General features: G+C 57.0%; 27 protein-coding genes. All 27 read left to right on the top strand.

What is annotated here, in order from left to right; genetic code table 11:
* The first annotated feature begins 7 nt into the window (after positions 1-7).
* The 27 genes from Q0746_RS03315 (at position 8) to nuoK (ending at position 19,312) form a co-directional block, all read left to right on the top strand.
* Positions 8-784, top strand: a complete 777-nt coding sequence (locus Q0746_RS03315) for a crotonase/enoyl-CoA hydratase family protein (protein WP_298257173.1) — start codon at positions 8-10, stop codon at positions 782-784.
* Entirely contained in the window at positions 784-1,455 is a 672-nt protein-coding gene (locus Q0746_RS03310; RefSeq protein WP_298257171.1) for a hypothetical protein, read from the top strand. Before Q0746_RS03315 ends, Q0746_RS03310 begins: the two co-directional genes overlap by 1 nt.
* Positions 1,456-1,548: 93 nt before the next feature.
* Positions 1,549-2,586: a serine hydrolase gene (locus tag Q0746_RS03305; protein WP_298257169.1), complete on the top strand. Its 1,038-nt coding sequence runs from the start codon at positions 1,549-1,551 to the stop codon at positions 2,584-2,586.
* A 77-nt stretch (positions 2,587-2,663) separates the two neighbouring features.
* Positions 2,664-3,782 (top strand): lytic murein transglycosylase, encoded by a 1,119-nt coding sequence (locus tag Q0746_RS03300; protein WP_298257167.1) that lies wholly within the window; start codon positions 2,664-2,666, stop codon positions 3,780-3,782.
* 277 nt (positions 3,783-4,059) lie between these two features.
* Positions 4,060-4,425 (top strand): NADH-quinone oxidoreductase subunit A, encoded by a 366-nt coding sequence (locus tag Q0746_RS03295; protein WP_298257165.1) that lies wholly within the window; start codon positions 4,060-4,062, stop codon positions 4,423-4,425.
* Positions 4,416-4,949: an NADH-quinone oxidoreductase subunit B gene (locus tag Q0746_RS03290; protein WP_298257163.1), complete on the top strand. Its 534-nt coding sequence runs from the start codon at positions 4,416-4,418 to the stop codon at positions 4,947-4,949. The genes Q0746_RS03295 and Q0746_RS03290 overlap by 10 nt, the downstream gene beginning before the upstream one ends.
* The gene (locus tag Q0746_RS03285; protein ID WP_298257161.1) at positions 4,946-5,557 is read left to right on the top strand and encodes an NADH-quinone oxidoreductase subunit C; all 612 of its coding nucleotides are present in this window, start codon (positions 4,946-4,948) and stop codon (positions 5,555-5,557) included. The genes Q0746_RS03290 and Q0746_RS03285 overlap by 4 nt, the downstream gene beginning before the upstream one ends.
* The gene (locus Q0746_RS03280) at positions 5,557-6,768 is read left to right on the top strand and encodes an NADH-quinone oxidoreductase subunit D (protein WP_298258039.1); all 1,212 of its coding nucleotides are present in this window, start codon (positions 5,557-5,559) and stop codon (positions 6,766-6,768) included. Before Q0746_RS03285 ends, Q0746_RS03280 begins: the two co-directional genes overlap by 1 nt.
* A complete protein-coding gene (locus tag Q0746_RS03275; RefSeq protein ID WP_298257159.1) occupies positions 6,765-7,049 on the top strand; it encodes a hypothetical protein in 285 nt (94 codons plus the stop codon). The genes Q0746_RS03280 and Q0746_RS03275 overlap by 4 nt, the downstream gene beginning before the upstream one ends.
* A gap of 43 nt (positions 7,050-7,092) precedes the next feature.
* Entirely contained in the window at positions 7,093-8,226 is a 1,134-nt protein-coding gene (locus Q0746_RS03270) for an NADH-quinone oxidoreductase subunit E (RefSeq protein WP_298257157.1), read from the top strand.
* A 26-nt stretch (positions 8,227-8,252) separates the two neighbouring features.
* The gene (locus Q0746_RS03265; protein WP_298257155.1) at positions 8,253-9,326 is read left to right on the top strand and encodes a hypothetical protein; all 1,074 of its coding nucleotides are present in this window, start codon (positions 8,253-8,255) and stop codon (positions 9,324-9,326) included.
* 19 nt (positions 9,327-9,345) lie between these two features.
* On the top strand, positions 9,346-9,564 hold the full coding sequence (locus Q0746_RS03260) for a DUF5337 domain-containing protein (RefSeq protein WP_298257153.1): 219 nt from the start codon (positions 9,346-9,348) through the stop codon (positions 9,562-9,564).
* A gap of 43 nt (positions 9,565-9,607) precedes the next feature.
* A complete protein-coding gene (gene nuoF, locus Q0746_RS03255; protein WP_298257151.1) occupies positions 9,608-10,906 on the top strand; it encodes an NADH-quinone oxidoreductase subunit NuoF in 1,299 nt (432 codons plus the stop codon).
* Entirely contained in the window at positions 10,903-11,247 is a 345-nt protein-coding gene (locus Q0746_RS03250; RefSeq protein ID WP_298257149.1) for a hypothetical protein, read from the top strand. The genes nuoF and Q0746_RS03250 overlap by 4 nt, the downstream gene beginning before the upstream one ends.
* Positions 11,244-11,585: a hypothetical protein gene (locus tag Q0746_RS03245; RefSeq protein ID WP_298257147.1), complete on the top strand. Its 342-nt coding sequence runs from the start codon at positions 11,244-11,246 to the stop codon at positions 11,583-11,585. The genes Q0746_RS03250 and Q0746_RS03245 overlap by 4 nt, the downstream gene beginning before the upstream one ends.
* 12 nt (positions 11,586-11,597) lie before the next feature.
* Positions 11,598-12,005, top strand: a complete 408-nt coding sequence (locus Q0746_RS03240) for a DUF5333 family protein (RefSeq protein WP_298257145.1) — start codon at positions 11,598-11,600, stop codon at positions 12,003-12,005.
* Positions 12,002-12,487 carry a DUF3291 domain-containing protein gene (locus tag Q0746_RS03235; protein ID WP_298257143.1) on the top strand — a complete coding sequence of 162 codons (486 nt, stop codon included), beginning with the start codon at positions 12,002-12,004 and terminating at the stop codon, positions 12,485-12,487. Before Q0746_RS03240 ends, Q0746_RS03235 begins: the two co-directional genes overlap by 4 nt.
* Positions 12,488-12,490: 3 nt before the next feature.
* Positions 12,491-14,506, top strand: coding sequence for an NADH-quinone oxidoreductase subunit NuoG (gene nuoG, locus Q0746_RS03230; RefSeq protein WP_298257141.1), 2,016 nt, complete (start codon positions 12,491-12,493; stop codon positions 14,504-14,506).
* A 6-nt stretch (positions 14,507-14,512) separates the two neighbouring features.
* Positions 14,513-14,902 (top strand): hypothetical protein, encoded by a 390-nt coding sequence (locus Q0746_RS03225; RefSeq protein ID WP_298257139.1) that lies wholly within the window; start codon positions 14,513-14,515, stop codon positions 14,900-14,902.
* Positions 14,903-14,908: 6 nt separating this feature from the next.
* Positions 14,909-15,946: an NADH-quinone oxidoreductase subunit NuoH gene (gene nuoH / locus Q0746_RS03220; RefSeq protein ID WP_298257137.1), complete on the top strand. Its 1,038-nt coding sequence runs from the start codon at positions 14,909-14,911 to the stop codon at positions 15,944-15,946.
* A 6-nt stretch (positions 15,947-15,952) separates the two neighbouring features.
* Positions 15,953-16,678 carry a hypothetical protein gene (locus Q0746_RS03215; RefSeq protein ID WP_298257135.1) on the top strand — a complete coding sequence of 242 codons (726 nt, stop codon included), beginning with the start codon at positions 15,953-15,955 and terminating at the stop codon, positions 16,676-16,678.
* Between the two features lie 25 nt (positions 16,679-16,703).
* Positions 16,704-17,195, top strand: a complete 492-nt coding sequence (nuoI, locus tag Q0746_RS03210; protein ID WP_298257133.1) for an NADH-quinone oxidoreductase subunit NuoI — start codon at positions 16,704-16,706, stop codon at positions 17,193-17,195.
* Positions 17,192-17,584, top strand: a complete 393-nt coding sequence (locus Q0746_RS03205) for a carboxymuconolactone decarboxylase family protein (protein ID WP_298257131.1) — start codon at positions 17,192-17,194, stop codon at positions 17,582-17,584. Before nuoI ends, Q0746_RS03205 begins: the two co-directional genes overlap by 4 nt.
* Positions 17,581-17,982 carry a carboxymuconolactone decarboxylase family protein gene (locus tag Q0746_RS03200; protein WP_298257129.1) on the top strand — a complete coding sequence of 134 codons (402 nt, stop codon included), beginning with the start codon at positions 17,581-17,583 and terminating at the stop codon, positions 17,980-17,982. The genes Q0746_RS03205 and Q0746_RS03200 overlap by 4 nt, the downstream gene beginning before the upstream one ends.
* Complete coding sequence (locus Q0746_RS03195) at positions 17,982-18,596, top strand: NADH-quinone oxidoreductase subunit J (RefSeq protein WP_298257127.1); 615 nt, start codon at positions 17,982-17,984, stop codon at positions 18,594-18,596. Before Q0746_RS03200 ends, Q0746_RS03195 begins: the two co-directional genes overlap by 1 nt.
* On the top strand, positions 18,593-19,006 hold the full coding sequence (locus Q0746_RS03190; RefSeq protein WP_298257125.1) for a hypothetical protein: 414 nt from the start codon (positions 18,593-18,595) through the stop codon (positions 19,004-19,006). The genes Q0746_RS03195 and Q0746_RS03190 overlap by 4 nt, the downstream gene beginning before the upstream one ends.
* The gene (gene nuoK / locus Q0746_RS03185; protein ID WP_089944285.1) at positions 19,007-19,312 is read left to right on the top strand and encodes an NADH-quinone oxidoreductase subunit NuoK; all 306 of its coding nucleotides are present in this window, start codon (positions 19,007-19,009) and stop codon (positions 19,310-19,312) included.
* The last annotated feature ends 5 nt before the right edge of the window (positions 19,313-19,317 follow it).

Below are 19,317 nucleotides of genomic sequence, written 5' to 3'. Positions count from 1 at the left end.
TGAAAACATGTATGAAACCCTGTTGATCGAAAGAGACGACCGCGGCGTGGCCACTGTGACGCTGAACCGTCCGGATAAGCGCAACGCCATGTCGGGTGAAATGATTGCGGAGCTTACCGATTGTGCGGCAAAGCTGGCGGCGGATGCGGATGTGCGCGCGGTCGTTTTGCGTGGCGCCGGAGCGTTGTTTTGCGCGGGCGGGGATTTGAACTGGATGCGCGCGCAGATTGACGCGGATGGCGAGACACGCGGGCGCGAGGCCGGCAAGCTGGCCTCTATGCTTGGCGCTTGGAATGCTTTGCCCAAACCAGTGATCGGACGCGTTGAGGGGGCCGCCTTCGGAGGCGGCGTTGGCTTGGCTTGTGTCTGTGACGTGGCGATCTGCGGGCCCGACACCAAATTCGGGCTGACCGAAACCAAGCTGGGGTTGATCCCTGCCACGATCGGGCCATATGTGATCGCTCGCATGGGCGAGGGCAACGCGCGACGGGTGTTCATGTCCAGCCGAGTGTTTGGAGCCGAAGAAGCAAAGGCCCTCGGGGTTGTTGCTTCTGTCTCCACCGATCTTGATGCCGACGTCGAGGCCGAAATCAAACCCTATCTGTCCTGCGCCCCCGGGGCGGTGGCAGAAGCCAAAGCTTTGGCCTTGCATCTGGGTGGCGCCCCGGGGCAAACAGAGGTGGCGCATTCGATTCAGGCTTTGGTGACTCGTTGGGAGAGTGCCGAAAGCGCTGAAGGGATTGCGGCCTTCTTTGATAAGCGAAAGGCCAGTTGGGTTAGTTAGTGTTTGGACTGTTCAAAGCCAGCTATGATGTTAGCGAAGACATGCAAGGCTGGATCGAGGACAGTTTTGACTGGGCCGAAGACAACGGCATTTTGACACCTCAAACGCCCCTGATACTGCCAACCAAAGACTACTTTCCCGCCCCAAAGGGGTCTGCTGATGAAGTCGTCGCTGGGCTGGTTGATAACCTCAAACCCATGCTCGGGGTGGATGATCTGGATATATCGATCGCTCCGCTTGAGGTGCTGCCCGATGAGCTGCGTCACCAATATGGTGTGACAAGTGATGTTGCGGGAACTTGGCAGGGTGACCATGAGGGCGGGCTGATCCGATATGACCCGACGCTGATCCGTCGTCCCATGGCCTTGATCTCTATGCTGGCGCATGAGCTGATGCACCAACGTATGGCGCGAACGATGCGTGATTGGCCGGGCGGTGAGCCAGCGGAGGAACTCGCAACTGATCTATATGTTATCGCGGCTGGGCTTGGGGTGATCCAGATGACGGGGGCGGACCAAGCTGGATGGCAAGGATACATGAGGCAGTCGACGCGCGCCCACGCGTTGGCAGTGTTTGTGACGCGCCAGAACATTGCCACAGAGACCGCTTTGGCCAACCTTCCAGCGCGCGCTGGCAAACAACTTTCTCGCGCGCTGAAAGAATTGGATTAGAAGGAATTGGCCTAGGGGATCGGGCCGCTCTTGGCTTTGACATGTGGCATGCCGCGTTGGAAAACTGCCTCAAAGTGATTTGGGATGATGCGTATGATCAGGCCGCTAATTTTTGCCTTTACTATGATGACGGCGTCCGCCTCAGCGGGACCAATGGATGATGCCTTGAAGGAAGCCTTCGCCGCGGGGGAGCTGGAGGGGCTGCATGCCGTCTATGTCCTTCAACATGGCGAACCTTTGGCCGAAAGCTACTTTGAAGGTGTGGATCAGCGGTGGGGGCAAGACTTGGGACCGGTGCAGCATGGGCCGGAAGAATTGCATGACCTTCGCTCGGTTTCGAAAGTCATCACAGGTCTGTTGTATGGCATTGCCTTGTCGGAAGGAATTGTGCCGGACCTAGACGCGCCGCTTGTTGCGCAATTTCCGGAATATGAAGATTTGGCTTCCGACCCAGACCGTCAAAGAATTTTGATCCGCCACGTGCTGAGCATGCAGATGGGGATCGAGTGGAACGAGGACCTGCCTTACACCAGCGCGGCCAACAGCGAAATCGCTATGGAACAGGCACCCGACCGCATCCGCTTCGTGTTGGAACGCCCGATAATCTCGGAGCCAGGAGCGGGGTTCATCTATAATGGAGGTGCCACAGCCGTGTTGGGGGCGCTTGTTTCGCGAGGGGCTGCGATGCCCTTGGATCAATTCGCCAAGGAGCGGCTGTTTGCACCGCTCGGGATTGACCGCTTTGAGTGGCTAGGCGGCGAAGACGGCATCCCGTCCGCGGCATCTGGTCTGCGGTTACGGGCGCAGGATTTGGCGAAGATTGGGCAGCTCGTTCTGCAAGATGGAAATTGGCGTGGCCAACAGATCATCCCGAAAGACTGGCTTGCGGCCGCGCAATCCCCGAATGTGCAAGCACCGCCCTTGCAATACGGCTTGCATTGGTGGCTTGCGCCAAGTGATCCGCCAGCGTGGAGTGCAGGCTTCGGCAATGGCGGGCAGCGGTTCTCTATCAACAAGAAACTGGGGCTGGTTTTCGTGGCCTTTGCAGGGCGCTACAACGATCCGGAGGCGTGGCAGCTGCCGGTCAAGGTCGTGACGGATTACCTTGCACCGATTTTACGGGGAAAGTAGCGAATTTGACCCGTTCCTTGGGGCGGGTTCTTCCGCTAAGGTTGCGCAAAACAACCCCACTCAGAGGGAGCAGCCCCATGTTCACACGACGTCACTTTCTAGCCCTTACAGGTGCGAGCGCATTGCAAGCCTGCAGCTCGGGGACATCCGCACCTGCGGCTACCAAATCCGCGACCACCGCATTTCGCGCCGTCCCAAACGCGGCCTTCGATCGTTGGATCGACAGCTTCCGCGCGCGGGCGTCTTCTAGCGGGATAACGGACGCGACCCTGCGTGCGGGTTTGCGCGGCGTCGGCTTTTTGCCAGAAGTTATTGAACGCGACCGCAATCAGACGGAATTCAAGCGCAGTTTTGAAGACTACCTCGCCATTGTGGCCTCTGAAGAGAAAATTAAGGCGGGCCGCATTGCCTTTGCGCAGCAGCGGTCGCGACTTGACGCGATTGAGGCCAAATATGGTGTGCCCGCCAATGTGGTCGCGGCAATTTGGGGCGTAGAAAGCAACTTCGGAACGCGGCGCGGTGATATCCCTGTGGTCTCGGCCACTGCTACGCTTGCCTTTGACGGACGCCGTGGCGCGTTCTTTGAAAAGCAGCTGATTGCGGCTTTGAAGATTTTGCAAACGGGCGACACCACTCCCAACCGTTTGGTTGGGTCTTGGGCAGGGGCGATGGGGCACACGCAGTTTATCCCCACCTCTTACCAATTGTTCGCAGTGGACTTCACAGGCGACGGGCGACGCGACATCTGGTCCGAGGACCCATCCGATGCGTTGGCCTCGACCGCAGCCTATTTGGCGCGATCCGGCTGGCAAGCTTCGCAGCCTTGGGGCCGTGAAGTCACCAGCGGTGGCTTGCAACCCGATGCCGGCGGGCCGCGTTTTTCGGTGGGGCAGAACTTTAAGGCGATCAAGCGGTACAACAACTCCGACAATTACGCGTTGGGGGTAGGGCACCTGTCGGATCGTTTGGCCGGAGGTGGGCCATTGAAGACCCCGTTCGGGCCGGACAAATACGGGCTGACCATCAAGGACCGCAAGCGCCTGCAAGAACGCCTGACGGCGAAGGGCTTTGATACCGGCGGGGCCGATGGCGTTCTGGGGCCAAAGTCCAAAGCCGCAATAGGCGCCTATCAGCAAAGCATCGGCCTAGAAGCCACAGGAACCCCTTCACCGGCGTTGCTGGCGCGGCTGCTTTAGCGGCCATGAGGGTGGGTTTGATTTCCGGTCGACCCGCCCGAAGTTGCCATGCGGTTCATCCCCTCATAACCGCTGCATCAAGAATCGCACAGCATACCCAATGAAAACACTAAGGATTTATGCGGGCGAAAAATGACCGGCGTGGTATGAATTATTAGGATTCTAGTACGACAAGACAGCATGTCCATCGGTTGACCCCCTGCACGTGCAAGCGTAAAGATCACCGCAACTAACAAGTCCTGTGAGTCACCACTGAGCAGGCAAGAAGGAGACTTACGTGGACGAGCTTCTACGCGAATACCTGCCCATACTTATTTTTCTGGCAATAGCCATTGGCTTGGGATTGGTGCTGATTTTAGCCGCGGCGGTTGTCGCAGTCCGTAACCCAGACGCCGAAAAAGTCTCTGCCTATGAATGCGGGTTCAACGCATTCGATGATGCGCGGATGAAATTTGACGTTCGGTTCTATCTGGTGTCGATCCTGTTCATTATCTTCGATCTAGAGGTTGCCTTCCTCTTCCCTTGGGCTGTGGCCTTTAAGGATGTGGGCTTGCTGGGCTTTTGGTCGATGATGGTCTTCCTTGCAGTGCTGACAATTGGCTTTGCTTACGAATGGAAAAAGGGAGCACTCGAATGGGAGTAGCAACCGGTTTGAACACTGCGGGATGGGACAAGGATGTCGCCACTGCGCAGTTGAATTCTGAACTGCAAGACAAGGGTTTCCTTGTCACCTCGACCGAGGACATCATCAATTGGGCGCGGACCGGCTCGCTGCACTGGATGACATTCGGTTTGGCGTGTTGTGCTGTTGAGATGATGCACACCGCTATGCCCCGCTACGACATGGAGCGGTTCGGCACAGCGCCTCGCGCCTCCCCACGTCAGTCGGACCTGATGATCGTGGCGGGCACATTGACCAACAAAATGGCCCCCGCGCTGCGCAAGGTTTACGACCAGATGCCAGAGCCGCGTTACGTGATCTCCATGGGGTCCTGCGCGAACGGCGGCGGCTACTACCACTATTCTTACAGCGTTGTGCGTGGCTGTGACCGGATCGTGCCGGTTGATCTCTACGTGCCTGGGTGTCCGCCCACAGCCGAAGCGCTGCTTTACGGCATCCTTCAGTTGCAACGCAAAATCCGTCGGACGGGGAATATCATTCGATGACCGCAGCCCTACAAGAACTCGCAGCTCACATCGAGCTGAAGCGCCCTGACTGCGTGCTGACCACCGAGATCGCATTTGACGAGTTGACCGTGCATATCGCACCCAGCTCGCTTATCGCGTTTTCGGAGTTTCTGAAAACTGACCGCGCTTGCCGCTTCTCGACAATGGTCGACATCACTGCGGTCGATTACCCGACCCGCGAACAGCGCTTTGAAGTGGTCTACCAATATCTGTCGATGTACCAGAACCACCGTATCCGCGTGAAGGTGGCGACCCGCGAAGACGAAATCGTACCATCGCTGTGTGACGTTTATCCGGCGGCCAATTGGTTCGAGCGTGAAATCTTCGATATGTTCGGCATCATGTTTTCCGGCCACCCTGATTTGCGCCGCATCCTTACCGACTACGGCTTCCGCGGCTACCCGCTGCGCAAGGACTTCCCGACCACGGGCTATGTCGAAGTCCGCTACGACGAGGCCGAGAAGCGCGTGGTCTACGAGCCGGTGAAGCTGGTCCAAGAATACCGCCAGTTCGACTTCATGTCGCCATGGGAAGGTGCCGAATACATCATGCCGGGTGACGAGAAAGCTGAAGAGGGGGCGAAATGATGGACGGTGGCAAATTCGACGACGCTCTGACGGGCGAGCAGAAGATCCGTAACTTCAACATTAACTTCGGCCCGCAGCACCCTGCAGCGCACGGCGTTTTGCGCTTGGTTCTGGAGCTGGACGGCGAGATTGTAGAACGCTGCGATCCGCATATCGGCCTGCTGCACCGCGGGACTGAGAAGCTCATGGAGAGCCGGACCTACCTGCAAAACCTGCCGTATTTCGACCGCCTCGATTACGTGTCCCCGATGAACCAAGAGCACGCTTGGTGCTTGGCCATTGAAAAGCTGACAGGCACCGAAGTGCCGCGCCGCGCCTCTTTGATCCGCGTGCTATACTCGGAAATCGGTCGTATCCTGAACCACCTGTTGAACGTGACCACACAGGCCTTGGACGTGGGCGCATTGACGCCGCCGCTTTGGGGCTTTGAGGAACGCGAAAAACTGATGGTGTTCTACGAGCGGGCCTGTGGCGCGCGTCTGCACGCGGCGTACTTCCGCCCGGGTGGGGTTCACCAAGACCTGCCGGATGACCTGATCAACGACATTGAGGAATGGACCACGACCTTCCCTCAGGTGCTTGACGACATCGACGGGCTGTTGTCCGACAACCGGATCTTCAAGCAACGCAATGCGGATATCGGGATCGTGTCCGAGCAAGATATTCTTGACTATGGGTTCACCGGCGTGATGGTCCGCGGCTCTGGTTTGGCATGGGATCTGCGCCGTTCGCAGCCCTATGAATGCTACGATGAAATGGAATTCGAAATTCCGGTTGGGAAGAATGGCGACTGCTTTGACCGTTACCTGTGCCGTATGGAAGAGATGCGTCAGTCGCTCTCGATTATGCGCCAGTGTATCGACAAGCTTCGTGTTGAGAAGGGCGATGTGATGGCGCGGGGCAAGATGACCCCTCCGGCACGCGGCGAGATGAAAACATCGATGGAAGCCCTCATCCATCATTTCAAATTATACACCGAAGGGTTCCACGTCCCTGCGGGTGAGGTTTACACCGCGATTGAAGCGCCTAAAGGCGAATTTGGCGTGTATCTGGTGGCGGACGGGACGAATAAACCTTACCGCGCCAAAATCAAGGCACCCGGGTTCCTGCATTTGCAGGCTATGGATTACATGTGCAAAGGCCACCAACTTGCTGATGTGGCCGCTATTATTGGAACGATGGACGTAGTTTTTGGAGAGATTGACCGATGAACAAGTTTTCTACATTCGCAGCAGCAGGCGCCCTGACTTTGGCGGCTTGTGTCCCGGCCCCCGAGCTGAGCGTTGATGACGTCGACCTCGCGCGCTACGCTTCCGCAATGGCGCAAGTGGGTTGCATCGACTTCGACGGCATCACCCATGCTGAAATTCGCAACCTGACCGGCTGGAAAGACATGAAGCTTGATAAAGTGCAAGAAGAGGCGATTGCGCAGCTTCAGGCAGTTGAGCAACCTGGCGGCGGCATCCGATCCACTGTGGGGGCCTGCGGTTAATTCCGCGCTCTCTTTGACGAACAAATAAAGGCTTAAGACCTCCATGCTTCGCAGACTTCACGCAGACCAGCCTGACAGCTTCGCTTTCACCCCCGCAAACCTTGCTTGGGCGGATGCGCAGATCACGAAATACCCTGAAGGTCGTCAGGCCTCGGCGATTATTCCGCTGTTGTGGCGCGCGCAGGAGCAGGAGGGCTGGCTGACCCGTCCGGCCATTGAATATGTCGCGGACAAGCTGGGTATGGCCTATATCCGCGCCTTGGAAGTGGCCACATTCTACTTCATGTTCCAGTTGCAACCTGTTGGATCTGTTGCGCATATTCAAATTTGCGGCACGACGTCCTGCATGATTTGTGGTGCGGAAGATCTGATCGGAATTTGCAAAGAGAAAATCGCCGAGAAGCCGCATCAACTGTCTGCGGACGGAAAGTTTTCGTGGGAAGAAGTCGAATGCCTCGGTGCCTGCGCCAATGCGCCCATGGCCCAGATCGGCAAGGACTACTACGAAGATCTGTCGGGCAAGAGTCTGGTGAAGATCATCGACATGCTGGCGGCGGGCGATGTACCCACCCCGGGATCGCAAAACGGACGCTATGCGGCGGAGCCTCGCAAAGGCCTGACCTCGCTGACCGAGTTTGACAGCGGAAAGACGCAATACAACGCATCAGTCCAACTGGCGGCTGATATCGGCGATACCGTAAAACGCATCGATGGCACGGAAGTACCGTTGCTGGCCCCGTGGCAACATGGCGGCAAAAGCAAGAGCAAGACCGCCGGCAAGGCCAAACCAGCCACAAAGACTGCTGCGAAACCGGCAGCAAAACCGGCTGCCAAAGCTGCCGCAAAATCTGCTCCAAAATCCGCGAGCAAAGCAAAACCCGTTGCTGCAGACGGGAAGCCGGAACTCTTGAAAAAGGCGCGCGCCGGTGGTGCCGACAACCTGAAGATGATCAAAGGCGTTGGCCCCAAACTCGAAGAGCTTTTGCACAAGCTCGGCGTGTTCCACTTCGATCAAGTGGCCAGCTGGCGCAAGAAAGAAGTCGCTTGGGTCGATGAAAACCTTGAAGGCTTCAATGGCCGCGTTTCCCGGGATGAGTGGGTGAAGCAAGCCAAAGTGCTCGCCAAAGGCGGCGCTACGGAATTTTCAAGCCGTGTAAAAAAAGGCGGCGTCTACTAGTCTGAAACAGACGGGGAGTACGGATAATGGGACAGAACAACACAAGTAACTCAAGCTGCAAAACGGTGTGCTGGCTTGTTGCGCTGATCGCTGGCGTCTTGGTTGCTGCATTGCTGATGTCGATGCGGAATTTCGGCTTTATGCCCGCAGCACTTTGGGGCTTGGTGACATTGATCGCCGGCGGCTTCGTGCTGAACTGGGCATTCTGCGGCAGCTCCGACACGGATATGTCTTCTGGTACATCCGCATCCTCCGATAACGCCGCGACGACGGCGCCCTTGACCTCGACGGCTGATGCCACAACTTCAAGTGCAGCAGCAGCTAACGTCGCTGCAACCAGCACCAGCACAGAACCCAAGGTGAAGCCTTCAGCGGAACTTGCTGGCGAAGCGGATGTTGCTGCGCGCAAGGGGGACTGGAAGTACGAAGGTGAGGCCAAAGCGGACACCGCAAAGGCCAAACCAGCGGCGAAGAAAACTGCGGCGAAGAAAACCACCGCAAAGAAACCTGCAGAAAAGAAACCCGCAGAGAAGAAACCAGCGGCCAAGAAGCCAGCTGCGAAGAAAGCTGCGAGCTCTAAAACGGCAGCCAAATCCACAAGTGGCACAGACGCGACAGCGAAAGCTGAGCCAAAGACCAAAGCCGCGACGAAGCCAAAAGCTGCAGCCAAACCTAAAACGGCAGCAGCGAAACCAAAGGCTGCGACCAAGGCCAAAGCGGGGGACGCGAAGCCTGCGGCGAAGGCCGCATCTGCGAAGCCCGCCGCGAAAGCGAAAGCGGCACCAAAGGCCAAGGCCAAGCCCGTCGCAGCAGATGGAAAACCGGAACTCTTGAGCAAAGCCCGTGACGGCGGCCCTGATGATCTAAAGCAGATCAAAGGCGTTGGCCCGAAACTGGAAGGTGAGCTTCACAAACAAGGCGTATATCACTTCGATCAGGTGGCCAGCTGGCGCAAGAAAGAAGTGGAATGGGCAGATAACAATCTTGAGGGCGTGAAGGGCCGCGTTTCCCGCGATGAGTGGGTAAAGCAGGCCAAGATTTTGGCCAAAGGTGGCCAGACCGAGTTCTCGAAGAAGGTGAAAAAGGGCGGGGTCTATTGACCCTGACTGGAACTAAACAATGAGTGGGCCCTCGCAAGAGGACCCGCGTATGGTCAGGCAGGCTCGACAAGCGGCTATCGTGATTTTTGCCACGATGCTGATCTGGGTCGGGGCACAGGTGATTGGGGGGCAACTTGGTTTGCCTGCGAAATACGCCTTCCTGCTGGACATGATTGCAGGGGCCGCGTTCGTTTGGGCGTTGGTCGTATTATTACGAGTGTGGCGCGCCAGACAATAGGCGCGTTATGCGACACAAGAAGATCAGACAGGACGCGACAGCTATGCTTGCAGACAAGGACCGCATCTTTACCAACCTGTACGGGATGCATGACCGCTCCCTTAAGGGCGCGAAAGCCCGTGGGCATTGGGATGGCACAGCCGCAATCATCAAGCGTGGCCGTGACAAGATTGTCGAAGAGATGAAGGGCTCCGGCCTGCGTGGCCGTGGCGGCGCGGGCTTCCCGACCGGTTTGAAGTGGTCGTTCATGCCCAAAGAAAGCGACGGTCGCCCAAGCTATTTGGTGGTGAACGCAGATGAATCCGAGCCGGGCACCTGCAAAGACCGCGAGATCATGCGCCATGATCCCCACACCTTGATCGAAGGGTGCTTGATCGCGTCCTTCGCGATGAATGCCAACGCCTGCTACATCTACATTCGCGGCGAATACATCCGCGAAAAGGAAGCTCTGCAGGCCGCCATCGACGAATGTTACGAGGCAGGTCTTGTGGGCCCGAACGCCGCCAAATCAGGCTGGGACTTCGACATTTATCTGCACCACGGGGCAGGGGCCTATATCTGCGGCGAAGAAACCGCCTTGCTGGAAAGCCTTGAAGGCAAAAAGGGCATGCCCCGCATGAAGCCACCGTTCCCAGCGGGGGCCGGCCTTTATGGCTGCCCGACCACAGTGAACAACGTAGAATCCATTGCGGTTGTGCCAACTATTTTGCGTCGGGGCGGTGACTGGTTTTCTAGCTTTGGTCGCCCAAATAATGCGGGCACCAAATTGTTCGCGATCTCGGGTCATGTGAACAACCCCTGCGTTGTCGAAGAGGCCATGTCGATCCCGTTCAAAGAGCTGATCGACCGCCACTGTGGCGGCATCCGCGGCGGTTGGTCCAACCTCAAGGCCGTGATTCCGGGCGGGTCATCTGTTCCGATGTTGCCCGGCGAGATGATGGAAAACGACTGCATCATGGATTTCGACTGGCTGCGAGAGCAGCGCTCCGGCTTGGGAACGGCCGCGGTGATCGTGATGGATCAGAACACTGACATCATCAAAGCGATCTGGCGTCTGTCGAAATTCTACAAACATGAATCCTGCGGGCAGTGTACGCCGTGTCGCGAAGGCACCGGCTGGATGATGCGCGTGATGGATCGTTTGGTCACCGGCGAGGCGGAGGTCGAAGAGATCGACATGTTGCTCGATGTGACCAAACAGGTCGAAGGCCATACAATTTGTGCCTTGGGTGATGCGGCAGCTTGGCCAATTCAAGGTTTGGTGCGCCATTTCCGCGACGAGATTGAAGACCGCATCAAGCACAAGCGGACTGGCCGCGTGTCAGCGGTGGCCGCAGAATGATGCGCGCGTTGGCATTGATTCCCGCCGCCGCCGTTCTCGCGGCCTGTGTTCCTACCGGTCCTGTATCGGAAGAACCCAAAGGCCCGCCTATCGAGATCGTTGAAGCAGGGCGTGCCGCGGATACCACCCGTGTGGTTCTTCGCTACAAGGATGGTGCGCAGATCCCAGTGGCAGATGAAAATCGCGCGGTGACCCGTGCCATGGAAATTGCCTGCCAAGAGGGCGAAAGCGCCATTCCTGACACGCGCACCCGCGACGGTGGCTTGCTCACCGTGAAAGTATTCTGCGTCGGTGTCTCGCAAAGCGATCAGGTGATTGATGGCTCAGGATTGAAGTCATGATCCGGCTGGTGCTCATCGCGTCGTTGGCTTTCGGGGCGGCGTCTTGCTCGACGTTTAGCCGTGACAAGTCGCGGAATGCGGATACCGAACGGGCGTTGCCTTTCAAGGCAAAACTGTCGTCGGGCGATGACAAACGCGATATCGAAATTCGCGTCCAGAACAAAGGCGCAGGGGTCGAAGAAGTTCGCGAAAGCGTGCGCTTTGAGGCCACCAAATACTGCTTGCTGAACTATGGCGGCTCGGATGCTGAATGGAAATTGAGCAGCGTCAGCAAAGATTGGGCCTTCACCCAAGACGGTGACACGCTGGTGTTCAACGCCCGCTGCACCAAACGTTAGGATTGATTGAGAATGTCGAGCGTCGTGAAATTTGGCCCCTTCGCCGCTGCTACCTTTTTGGTGGCCGCGCCGGCGTTGGCCGACATGCGACCAATGCCCGACTATTTCGTATCTGCTTTGGTGGCGACATCTGCGGCACAGTCTTTGGCCTTGTCGTGTGCAGAACTGCGTGTGGATCCGCTGGCCGTCATTCAGGCCTCTGAAGCTTTGCAAATGAAACTCGAAGCCGATGGGTTTAACTCCAAGGACCCTTTCGTTGACATGGAAAGCGGCGAAGCGCAGCTCACAAAGGCGCAGCAGGTCTTTGCAGACAAGCACCAGCTTGAAACGGCCTCTGGCGAGGCTGTTTGTGCGGCGGGTCGGAGCGAGATTTCCCAAGGATCCGACATTGGAGCCTTGCTGGTGGAGGTGGCGCAATGAAGGGTCATCACCTCGCCGAGTTGAATGTTGGCAGACTGCTGGCCCCAGTGGATGATCCACGCGTGGCCGAGTTCATTGACAACATTGACCGGATCAACAGCTTGGGCAAACGCATGCCGGGCTTTGTGTGGATGCTTGAGGGCTCCGGTGCGCCAGGAGCCACGGCACATTCGATTGCAGGTGACCCGCAATATGTGCCGAACCTGACAGTTTGGGAAGATGTGGCCAGCCTTGAGACGTTCGTCTGGGGCACGGTGCACAAGCAATTCTATGAGAAACGCCAAGAGTGGTTCGAGGTGTTGGATAAGATGCACTTCGTTATGTGGTGGGTGCCGGTTGGGCATCAGCCAACATTAGACGAAGCGCTGGAAAGACTTGAGATGTTGAACGCAAAGGGTGACAGCCCCGACGCGTTTGGCTGGGACTATTTGAAAGACGCGACCATGTGGAAAACACATGGCTGCCAAGTGGCTGCGGAGTAACGCATGAGCGACCTAAAAAAAGTAATCATCGACGGCACTGAGGTCGAATGTGACGGGGCAATGACCCTGATCCAAGCATGTGAGCAAGCGGGCGTCGAGGTTCCTCGGTTCTGCTATCACGAGCGTCTGACAATTGCGGGCAACTGCCGCATGTGTCTGGTCGAAGTTGTGGGCGGCCCGCCCAAACCCGCCGCGTCTTGCGCGATGCAGGTGCGCGACCTGCGCCCTGGTCCCGAAGGCCAGCCGCCGGTTGTGAAAACCAATTCACCTATGGTCAAAAAGGCCCGTGAAGGTGTCATGGAATTCCTGTTGATCAACCACCCGCTGGATTGCCCGATCTGCGACCAAGGCGGCGAATGTGATTTGCAAGATCAGGCCATGGCTTATGGCGTTGACTTCTCGCGCTACCGCGAACCCAAGCGCGCGACAGATGATCTGGACCTTGGCCCATTGGTCGAGACCCATATGACCCGCTGCATTTCGTGCACGCGCTGTGTTCGGTTTACCTCCGAAGTGGCGGGCATCACGCAGATGGGCCAGACGGGCCGCGGTGAAGACGCCGAGATCACATCATATTTGGGCCAAACCCTGAATTCCAACTTGCAAGGCAACATCATTGACCTTTGCCCCGTTGGTGCATTGGTCTCCAAACCCTATGCCTTCACGGCACGCCCATGGGAATTGACCAAAACCGAAAGCATCGACGTGATGGACGCGCTTGGCTCCAGCATTCGCGTTGATACCAAAGGGCGCGAAGTCATGCGCTTCTTGCCGCGCAACCATGATGGCGTGAACGAGGAATGGATTTCCGACAAGTCACGCTTTGTTTGGGACGGCCTGCGTCGCCAACGTTTGGACACGCCTTATATCCGCGAGAACGGCAAGCTGCGCAAAGCAGGCTGGGACGAAGCATTGAAAGCAGCCACTGCGGCGATGAAGGGCAAGAAACTTGCCGGTCTTGTAGGCGATCTGGCTCCGGTTGAGGCGGCATATGCGCTGAAGCAACTGGTTGAAGGTCAAGGTGGTGTTGTGGAATGCCGCACGGACGGCGCGAAACTGCCAGCGGGCAACCGCTCGGCCTATGTCGGAAATGCTGCGATTGAAGACATCGATGGCGCGGATAAGATTTTGCTGGTCGGGACAAACCCCACGATCGAAGCGCCTGTTTTGAACGCACGTATTCGTCGGGCGTGGTCCGCAGGCGCGGATGTGACGTTGGTTGGCGAAAAAGTAGATTTGACCTACGAATATGAGCATATGGGCACTGATCGTGCCGCGCTCGCTCATGTTGCCGGTTTGGATATGGCCGAGCTGAAGGACAAGAAGTGCATCGTCATCGTCGGCCAAGGCGCATTGCGCGAAGCTGACGGGGAAGCCGTCCTTGCAACCGTTCAGGCCATTTGTGACAAATCTGGCGGCAAGCTGCTGGTGCTGCACACTGCGGCTGGTCGCGTCGGTGCGCTGGATGCAGGTTGCACGGCCGAAGGTGGCATGGATGCCATCAAAGACGCCGAAGTTATCTACAACCTTGGCGCTGATGAGGTCGAAATCGCGGCTGGTCCATTCGTAATTTACCAAGGGTCTCATGGGGATCGGGGCGCGCATCGCGCTGACATTATTCTTCCAGGGGCTGCGTACACAGAAGAGCAGGGCGTGTTCGTCAACACCGAAGGCCGCCCGCAGTTGGCGTTGCGCGCGGGCTTTGCTCCGGGCGAGGCGAAAGACAATTGGGCCATTTTGCGTGCGTTGTCAGCGGAGCTGGGCGCGACCTTGCCTTACGACAGCTTGGCGCAATTGCGCAGCGCATTGGTCGCAGAGGTGCCGCATCTTGCCGACATCGATGTTGTGGCGCAAAACACATGGACGCCACTTAAGACAAAGGCGATGGGCAAAGCAGACTTCCGCCCCGCCTTGACCGATTTCTACCTGACAAATCCGATCGCGCGCGCCTCTGAATTGATGGCAGAGCTATCGGCCAACGCCAAAGCACGGGCCAACCCCGCGATGGCTGCGGAGTAACGTGACATGCGCAACCGCATATTCCTTCTGGGGGCAGCCATGCTAGTGGCCTGTACCCCAACCGAGGATCCGACGCAGGACTATTTTGCGCCGGAGTACCTCGGGATCGAGACCAGACGGCTCGACGATGACATCGTCAGCTTTCTGGTCCGGATGAAGGGCGCGCGGACCAATGCGGACGTCGCGGATTACGGAAAATGTGCGGCTGCACAATACGCATTGATCCGAGGTTTCGGATTTGCGCGTCATGTGCGCACAAACGTACAGGAAGAGGGTGGCCTTTGGGCCGGAGATGCGGTTTACACCATCTCGGCTGCGCTGCCCGACGGATTGCAAACAATCGACGCCGAAGTAGTCGTCGCAGAATGTGCCGAAACCGGCATACCAACAGTTTGAGGGACCATGGCTGAATTTCTTTCATCTGGACTAGGGATCGCACTGATCATCGCCGCACAATGTTTGGCAATGATCGCTTTCGTGATGATTTCCCTGCTGTTCTTGGTTTACGGCGACCGGAAAATCTGGGCTGCCGTGCAAATGCGCCGCGGGCCAAATGTTGTAGGCGTCTTCGGGCTGCTGCAATCGGTGGCTGACGCGCTGAAATATGTGGTCAAAGAGATCGTGATCCCTGCGGGCGCAGACAAATTTGTGTTTATGCTGGCCCCGATGCTGGCCTTTGTGCTGGCGATTATCTCTTGGGCAGTGATCCCGTTTAACGACACTTGGGTGCTGGCGGATTTGAACGTCGCTATTCTTTACGTCTTCGCCATCGGCTCTTTGGAAGTTTACGGCGTGATCATGGGGGGCTGGGCGTCAAACTCCAAATACCCGTTCCTTGGCTGCCTGCGCTCTGCGGCGCAGATGATCTCTTATGAGGTCTCCATCGGCTTGATCATCATCGGTGTCGTGCTGTCCACGGGATCGTTGAACTTCGGCGACATCGTACGCGCCCAAGATGGCAGCTACGGCTTCTTCAGCTGGTATTGGTTGCCGCATCTTCCAATGGTGTTCTTGTTCTTCATCAGTGCCTTGGCTGAGACGAACCGCCCGCCGTTCGACCTTCCAGAGGCTGAATCGGAACTGGTTGCGGGCTACCAAGTTGAATACTCCTCAACCCCGTTTTTGCTGTTCATGGCCGGTGAATATATCGCTATCTTCTTGATGTGCGCCCTGATCACACTGCTGTTCTTTGGTGGCTGGTTGTCCCCGATCCCGTTCTTGCCGGATGGCCCATTGTGGATGGTTGGCAAAATGGCATTCTTCTTCTTCATGTTCGCCATGGTGAAGGCCATCGTGCCGCGCTACCGCTACGACCAACTGATGCGCATTGGCTGGAAAGTGTTCTTGCCGTTGTCGCTGGGCTGGGTTGTTCTTGTGGCCTTCTTTGCCCAATACGGCGCATTTGGCGGGGCTTATGCTCGCTGGGCAGTGGGGGGCTAATCAACCATGGGCGTCGACTGCACCCTGTTTCAGCAATTGGTGGATCTTTCCACCCGCTTCCGGCCTGCGGGCCGGTCGCTGATGCTGGGCCGTCAGTCGTTCAAGATCGAACCGCCCTTTGCCAAGTCCTATGAAAAGTCTTTGCGCCGAGCAGGCATCAAGGAGAAACGGTTCCATTTTCTACAGGAAGACGGGTACTCCGAGACGCTGTTTCGCAACCTTGGTTTGGGGGAAATCGAAACGATGGATTTTGCCTCATATGAGGGACCGTCCATTGAGCATGATCTTAACGAACCCGTGTCAAAGAAGCTGCACAACCAATTTGGCTTCATTTTTGACGGGGGCACGATTGAGCATGTTTTCAACGTTCCGCAGGCCTTGGAAAATGTGTTCAACATGTTGAAACCTGGTGGGCGTTTCGTGTCGGCCAATGGCATGAACGGCTGGGTTGGCCACGGGATGTACCAATTCTCGCCAGAGCTGGTCTGGACGTTTTGGAAACGAAAATGCCAATGCCTCGTGCATATCTGCGCGGGCATCCACAAAATTCCGGGAACGGTGGCGCCGCTGAACTTTCCGGACGCCGCAGAAACCGGTCGCAGATTGCGCCTGAAGGGGATGATCCCAGAGGGCCGCATGTATCTGCACTATGAGATTGAAAAGACGACTGCAAAGGCGCGGGCTGGATCCGCATTGCAGAGCGACTACCAAACGAAATGGGCCAGCGCATGATGTGCCGCCCAACGGGAGAGATGAGATGAGTGTCAGCTTCGGTCGTAAGGCTAAATACTTCCTGCTGCTGGACATGTTCAAAGGCATGCAACTTGGGCTGAAGTACTTCTTCGCCCCCAAGGCGACTTTGAACTACCCGCATGAAAAGGGGCCTTTGAGCCCTCGGTTCCGTGGTGAACACGCCTTGCGCCGCTACCCCAACGGCGAGGAACGTTGCATTGCATGTAAGCTTTGCGAAGCTGTTTGCCCTGCCCAAGCGATCACCATCGATGCGGAACCGCGCGACGACGGCTCGCGCCGCACAACGCGCTATGACATCGACATGACCAAATGCATCTACTGCGGCTTCTGCCAAGAAGCCTGCCCAGTGGACGCCATTGTCGAGGGGCCGAACTTCGAATTCGCCACCGAAACCCGCGAAGAGCTGTTCTATGACAAGGACAAATTATTGGCGAATGGCGAGCGTTGGGAAGGCGAGATCGCGCGCAACCTAGAGATGGATGCGCCTTACCGATGAACGATAGCCTAGGCACATACGCACGCGGCAAGGAATTGTCCGAGCAGGTGAACCCCGGCATGGAGGACGCGTTACGCGCCCGCTATGACGCGCTGGTTCCCGGCTTGGCTGAAACCGTCGTGGATGTGGCCTATGGCAAATTCTATGCGCGTGGCGGCGTGGACGAAAAGACCCGTCTGCTGGCGACGATTGCAGCTTTGACGGCGATGGGGTCTCAAACCCGCCCGCAGTTGAAGGTGAACATTGGATCTGCTCGCGCGGTTGGCGCCAGCCGTGAGGAAATCTGCGAGATCATTTTTCAGATGACGCTTTATGGTGGGTTCCCTGCGATGATCAACGCGATGAACGCGGCGATTGAAGTGTTTGAAGCCGAGGAGGCTGACACATGAGCGACCCAACCAACCCCTTTGAGGCCTTTGTGAAGATGGGGCAGGACATGGCGAAATCCATGAACCCTGCGCTGGAAGCGTTCACGCCTAAAGGATTCGAGAATATTATGCCCACGCTTTCTTCAGAGATGATGGAGCAATTCATGGGTAAGGGGTTGAGCCCCGAGGGGCTTGATGCCAAGACGCGCCTGTTGCTGACCCTCTCGGGGTTGACGATTCAGGGGGCTCAGGGCGAAAGCCAGATCAGACTGACTGTCCGTCACCTCAAAGAGGCGGGCGCATCGAAACAAGAGATTGCCGAAACCATTGCACAAGCCGCAATGTTTGGCGGCGTACCGGCCATGTCAAAAGCGATGGAGCTTGCGACAGAAGTGCTGGACGAAGAAGGGACAAGCTAATGGGCTTCGCTGATTTTGCATTCTACCTATTTGCCATTACGGTCGTGACCTCGGGCATGTTTGTTGTGGTGTCACGCAACCCCGTGCACTCGGTGCTGTGGTTGATTTTGGCGTTCCTATCCTCTGCTGGATTGTTCGTTTTGCTGGGGGCGGAATTCGTCGCCATGTTGATGATCATCGTCTATGTGGGCGCGGTCGCGGTGTTGTTCCTTTTCGTGGTGATGATGCTGGACGTGGATTTCGCAGAACTGCGCGGGGAGTTGGCCAAATTCGTCCCGCTTGCAGGGCTGATCGGCGTTATTTTGTTGATGGAACTGGCCTTGGTCTTCGGCGCTTGGACGGGCGCGGAGAACGCAGCTGAGCTGCGCGACGCGGTCACGCCTGCGCTGGAAGACACGCAAAATACCGTGGCTTTGGGCCAGTTGATCTACACCAAATACATCTACCTGTTCCAAGCAGCAGGCCTGATCCTGCTGGTCGCCATGATCGGTGCCATCGTGCTAACCCTGCGCCACCGCCCAGACATCAAACGTCAAAACGTGCTAAGCCAAATCTACCGCGATCCAGCGGAGCAGATGGAGTTGAAAGACGTCAAACCGGGGCAGGGGTTGTGAACAGAACCGCTTTTATCTTTGGTCTGACTTTCTGGGCATTGCCAGCATCTGCTGATGTTGCATTGTCGAGCCGCGCTGATATGGGGGTGAATTCTGAGTTGCCATGTTCATACGCTGGACAAAGCATCGGCCATGCCACTTATGAGTGGACCATGATTTGCCAAGAGCCAAGCGATGAGTATGAGCCTTGGCAGCAAGAGTTTTTGGCAAGATGTCCGGGTGCACAAAAGCCCCCTTTCTTCTCTGGTGGCCCAGACATGCATGGCTGGTTCGACGTAATTGAAACATTGAAAGTGGCTTTTCCTGAGAAGTCATTTGACTACGACCCCACCAAAGCGGGTGACCATGAAAGATATACCAACGAAATCTGCGACCACTCGGCGCTTATTGGATTGCTGGAGCAAGGATAAATGATCGGACTTGAACACTACCTCACAGTCGCGGCGGCATTGTTCGTCATCGGCATTTTCGGCATCTTCGTGAACCGCAAGAACGTCATCATCATCTTGATGTCGATCGAGCTGATGTTGCTCGCGGTGAATATCAACTTCGTAGCCTTCTCCAGCTATCTTGGCGACCTCGCCGGACAGGTATTTACCTTGTTCGTGCTGACGGTTGCGGCGGCTGAGGCGGCAATCGGGCTGGCCATTCTGGTCTGCTTCTTCCGAACCCGCGGCACCATCGCCGTGGAAGACGTCAACGTGATGAAGGGCTAAGTCAC

Source organism: uncultured Litoreibacter sp., from assembly GCF_947487515.1.
GTDB lineage: Bacteria > Pseudomonadota > Alphaproteobacteria > Rhodobacterales > Rhodobacteraceae > Litoreibacter.
This window is presented reverse-complemented; position numbering and strand designations above follow the sequence as displayed.

Excerpts from the sequence above, each read along its gene's own strand:
- Q0746_RS03315 (WP_298257173.1), top strand. The coding sequence starts at position 8 with ATGTATGAAACCCTGTTGATCGAAAGAGACGACCGCGGCGTGGCCACT.
- Q0746_RS03305 (WP_298257169.1), top strand. The coding sequence starts at position 1,549 with ATGATCAGGCCGCTAATTTTTGCCTTTACTATGATGACGGCGTCCGCC.
- Q0746_RS03300 (WP_298257167.1), top strand. The coding sequence starts at position 2,664 with ATGTTCACACGACGTCACTTTCTAGCCCTTACAGGTGCGAGCGCATTG.
- Q0746_RS03290 (WP_298257163.1), top strand. The coding sequence starts at position 4,416 with ATGGGAGTAGCAACCGGTTTGAACACTGCGGGATGGGACAAGGATGTC.
- Q0746_RS03285 (WP_298257161.1), top strand. The coding sequence starts at position 4,946 with ATGACCGCAGCCCTACAAGAACTCGCAGCTCACATCGAGCTGAAGCGC.
- Q0746_RS03280 (WP_298258039.1), top strand. The coding sequence starts at position 5,557 with ATGGACGGTGGCAAATTCGACGACGCTCTGACGGGCGAGCAGAAGATC.
- Q0746_RS03275 (WP_298257159.1), top strand. The coding sequence starts at position 6,765 with ATGAACAAGTTTTCTACATTCGCAGCAGCAGGCGCCCTGACTTTGGCG.
- Q0746_RS03270 (WP_298257157.1), top strand. The coding sequence starts at position 7,093 with ATGCTTCGCAGACTTCACGCAGACCAGCCTGACAGCTTCGCTTTCACC.
- Q0746_RS03265 (WP_298257155.1), top strand. The coding sequence starts at position 8,253 with ATGGGACAGAACAACACAAGTAACTCAAGCTGCAAAACGGTGTGCTGG.
- Q0746_RS03260 (WP_298257153.1), top strand. The coding sequence starts at position 9,346 with ATGAGTGGGCCCTCGCAAGAGGACCCGCGTATGGTCAGGCAGGCTCGA.
- nuoF (WP_298257151.1), top strand. The coding sequence starts at position 9,608 with ATGCTTGCAGACAAGGACCGCATCTTTACCAACCTGTACGGGATGCAT.
- Q0746_RS03250 (WP_298257149.1), top strand. The coding sequence starts at position 10,903 with ATGATGCGCGCGTTGGCATTGATTCCCGCCGCCGCCGTTCTCGCGGCC.
- Q0746_RS03245 (WP_298257147.1), top strand. The coding sequence starts at position 11,244 with ATGATCCGGCTGGTGCTCATCGCGTCGTTGGCTTTCGGGGCGGCGTCT.
- Q0746_RS03240 (WP_298257145.1), top strand. The coding sequence starts at position 11,598 with ATGTCGAGCGTCGTGAAATTTGGCCCCTTCGCCGCTGCTACCTTTTTG.
- Q0746_RS03235 (WP_298257143.1), top strand. The coding sequence starts at position 12,002 with ATGAAGGGTCATCACCTCGCCGAGTTGAATGTTGGCAGACTGCTGGCC.
- nuoG (WP_298257141.1), top strand. The coding sequence starts at position 12,491 with ATGAGCGACCTAAAAAAAGTAATCATCGACGGCACTGAGGTCGAATGT.
- Q0746_RS03225 (WP_298257139.1), top strand. The coding sequence starts at position 14,513 with ATGCGCAACCGCATATTCCTTCTGGGGGCAGCCATGCTAGTGGCCTGT.
- nuoH (WP_298257137.1), top strand. The coding sequence starts at position 14,909 with ATGGCTGAATTTCTTTCATCTGGACTAGGGATCGCACTGATCATCGCC.
- Q0746_RS03215 (WP_298257135.1), top strand. The coding sequence starts at position 15,953 with ATGGGCGTCGACTGCACCCTGTTTCAGCAATTGGTGGATCTTTCCACC.
- nuoI (WP_298257133.1), top strand. The coding sequence starts at position 16,704 with ATGAGTGTCAGCTTCGGTCGTAAGGCTAAATACTTCCTGCTGCTGGAC.
- Q0746_RS03205 (WP_298257131.1), top strand. The coding sequence starts at position 17,192 with ATGAACGATAGCCTAGGCACATACGCACGCGGCAAGGAATTGTCCGAG.
- Q0746_RS03200 (WP_298257129.1), top strand. The coding sequence starts at position 17,581 with ATGAGCGACCCAACCAACCCCTTTGAGGCCTTTGTGAAGATGGGGCAG.
- Q0746_RS03195 (WP_298257127.1), top strand. The coding sequence starts at position 17,982 with ATGGGCTTCGCTGATTTTGCATTCTACCTATTTGCCATTACGGTCGTG.
- nuoK (WP_089944285.1), top strand. The coding sequence starts at position 19,007 with ATGATCGGACTTGAACACTACCTCACAGTCGCGGCGGCATTGTTCGTC.